Source organism: Pseudomonas sp. 2VD, assembly GCF_005503585.1.
In the GTDB taxonomy this organism is placed as follows: Bacteria; Pseudomonadota; Gammaproteobacteria; order Pseudomonadales; family Pseudomonadaceae; genus Pseudomonas; species Pseudomonas aeruginosa.
This window is the reverse complement of sequence record NZ_SCND01000548.1, coordinates 1-2614: the sequence shown is the minus strand read 5'-3', so window position 1 is coordinate 2614 and position 2614 is coordinate 1. Positions and strand designations below refer to the sequence as shown.

General features: G+C 57.9%; 2 protein-coding genes and 2 pseudogenes. 1 reads left to right on the top strand and 3 read right to left on the bottom strand.

The features are described 5' to 3' along the window. Positions 1 to 114: 114 nt before the first annotated feature. Positions 115 to 492, top strand: a pseudogene (locus FFS27_RS31450) (HNH endonuclease); the annotation flags it as partial. Positions 493 to 598: 106 nt separating this feature from the next. On the opposite strand, the gene FFS27_RS31445 reads toward FFS27_RS31450, so the two are convergent. From FFS27_RS31445 to FFS27_RS31435, 3 genes and pseudogenes are all read right to left on the bottom strand, one after another. Next, positions 599 to 1687: a DUF3396 domain-containing protein gene (locus FFS27_RS31445; protein WP_003111823.1), complete on the bottom strand. Its 1089-nt coding sequence runs from the start codon at positions 1685 to 1687 to the stop codon at positions 599 to 601. A 16-nt stretch (positions 1688 to 1703) separates the two neighbouring features. Then, positions 1704 to 2405: a VRR-NUC domain-containing protein gene (locus FFS27_RS31440; protein ID WP_003111822.1), complete on the bottom strand. Its 702-nt coding sequence runs from the start codon at positions 2403 to 2405 to the stop codon at positions 1704 to 1706. Then, positions 2402 to 2614 (bottom strand): annotated as a pseudogene (locus FFS27_RS31435) (Rhs element Vgr protein); the annotation flags it as partial. The pseudogene FFS27_RS31435 and the gene FFS27_RS31440, both read right to left, overlap by 4 nt.

The following is a 2614-nucleotide window of genomic DNA, read 5'->3' as shown; positions in this document are numbered from 1 at the left end:
GGCCTCTCGTTTGAACTCGGCGGAAAACGTACGTCGTTGCTTGCTCATCAGACACCTCTCTCACGGCGAGGATTCTCGCCTAAATCGGTGTCCGGGATCAGTAGACCACTACAGGGCGATAGAGCTTTGGGGGGCTTCGAGTCTCGCACCGAGGGCAGTCTGTCCACCTACTACGGGGTCCGCTACGAGCGTGACCCAACGCTGCGTCTCCAAGCAATTGCGATTCATGGTGTAGCTTGCAAGGCGTGCGGTTTTGATTTCGGAAAGGCATACGGCGAGTACGCGAAGGGTTTTATCCACGTTCACCACACGCAGCCCATTTCTGAGTTCGAAGCCCCCAAAGCCGTGAACCCTGAAACTGACCTGGTGCCCCTCTGTGCAAATTGCCATGCAGTTGTTCATCGCAGGCGTGATCGAACTCTTAGCGTCGATGAGCTGAAGGGGCTTGTTCGTGGGAGGTGGGTTTGCGCGGAGGCTGATGTAGTCGTTTAGGTAAGGAAAAAGAAGGAAAAAGGGGACATATTTATTTTTCTGTCAGGCTCGCCTCATAGGGAGTTTAGCCTTGACGAGCACTTTTGATCCCAGAAAACGTAAGCCCCTACAGGCGCTCCGGCAGCGTATTCGTCGCGTCCAGGTAAGGCTCAGCGCTGAGCAGTTTGTCGCGCCACCGGGGAATCTCGCTGTCTTCCACATCCAGCCGTTTCAGCCATTGATCGGCCGCCCAGCCCACCAGCCGCAATTCGCCGTCATGTGAGCCGCCGTGTAGCGAGCCGACGGTTTCATAGCGAATGCCTTTGAGCGCGTGGTTCAGCAGCACATACGGAGCGGGTCTGGAGTCTTCCGCATCACCCGCGATATAGGGATAGGCACCGGCCTGGATTACCACGCCATCGCCGTAGCGGTAGAAGGCAAAGTGGCTGGAGGGCAGTTGCGCACGCAGGGCATCGAGCCCGCCGGCCAGCGCCAGGCGCTCGTTGTTCAGGAGGGTTAGCCAACTGACAGTTTTGATTCTTGTAGGTTTGAACTCGGGAGTATTGGCCAGCAGACAAGCCGTCCCTACATCCAAACCCGGCATACGCGCCGCCATAAAGGCTTCGGAGGGCTCGTCATTGTCCCAACTGGTCGGCGAGAGATTGTAGGCATGCCCCGCATACCCCTGCTCAGGCTCTAGTCGCCGTGCGAAGTCGATAAACAGCTGTAGGAAATCCAATGGCTGCCGCTCTTGATATAGCAGAGGTACGGAGAACTCCAGAACACTAAGATCATGCCCCATTTTGGCTTGCCAGCTCCGCTTGCCGTAAATATCAAACAGCCAGGCGCCTGCATCGCGGGATTTCTTGCCGCTGGTGTAGCAGAAGCTGAGATGATCGTCTTCATCCATTGCCCCCATCATCTCGCGCAGTGGTTGGGTGTCACGGTATGCGGTCAGTGGCTTTCCTTGTGCAGGCTCTTCACGCCAGAGCCAGGTGAGGTGAGGCTCTGCTAGGCGCTTGAACTCATCGAAGCATTGGCATAATGACTCACGTACTAGTGGGGTATGGGCATCTTTGAAGTAGAGAGTACCGCGTAGGCAAAGCACGGCACCGATATAGTCTTCGGGGCCGCCCTTCATCAACAGGTTGCCGGCTATTTCCAGCAGATGGGGTTGCTTGGCTAACTCTGCGGCCAGATCGAATGGCTGTTCCATGGGCTTTTCCTCTTGATCAATAGGCGGGAATCATCGGGCGAGGGGAACGGCCTCGGGTCAAGACGAACATCACTCCACCTGCGATGGCGACGGCCCACCCTGCTTGCTCTACTGGCACCTTGGATCGTTGATTTTCCTGGCCACAGTCGCAGTCGGAGGGTTTCATTTCAACAATCTTGTTCTTGTTGCCGGCAATCGCTGCATAATCCTCAAGTTGTTCCCTATTATGTGGGTCAGGCGGAAACTTCATCTCCACCACCTGTTTGATATTGTCCTGGGTTGGCGGCCTGTTGGGATTCTGAACGATGATCACGTCGGGCCTGCGAATCATTCCTTTCCCTGGCTTGAACGGCGGATGCTCCGGATCTTCATCCCAATACTTGCTGATCCATCCCGGTATCCAGCCATGTGGACTGTTACCGGTCTGGCTATCGAGAATCGGCTGCGGTGGGTTCTTGGTCATGTCGTAGCTGACCTCGGGCTTGTAGGGGCTGCGTCCCTGGAGAACTTCGTCCAACTCTCCCAGCCGCTGTGCCACGCACGCCTGCTTGAGGCTTTTGCCATCCTGGCTGAGGTTGGGCGTGCTGCTGCAATGGCAGACCGCCGAGCACAGCACCTTCTTGTCCTGCGGATCGAGCCTGGATTCCAGGGTGCCGACGGGGTTGGTCCTGCCTTCGGGGCTCATGCCTCCCCGGGACAGGCTGGGCTGGTCGCTCATGCGTCGCCCCTCTGCACCAGGTCGATGTAGAGGGTCTCCGCGGTGGGGCGCTCGATCCAGGAGGTCATGCCGTCGGCATCCGTGGTGTCGAACGCATTCCAGCCGCCACTCGACCAGACCCTGACCCGGCGTCCGGCGACGGGCTTGCCCGTTTCGTGGTCGATGAGCTGGAAGCGCCCGGAACAGGGCACGCCGTTGCGGTTAAGGGG

Excerpts from the sequence above, each read along its gene's own strand:
- FFS27_RS31445 (WP_003111823.1), bottom strand. The coding sequence starts at position 1,687 with ATGGAACAGCCATTCGATCTGGCCGCAGAGTTAGCCAAGCAACCCCAT.
- FFS27_RS31440 (WP_003111822.1), bottom strand. The coding sequence starts at position 2,405 with ATGAGCGACCAGCCCAGCCTGTCCCGGGGAGGCATGAGCCCCGAAGGC.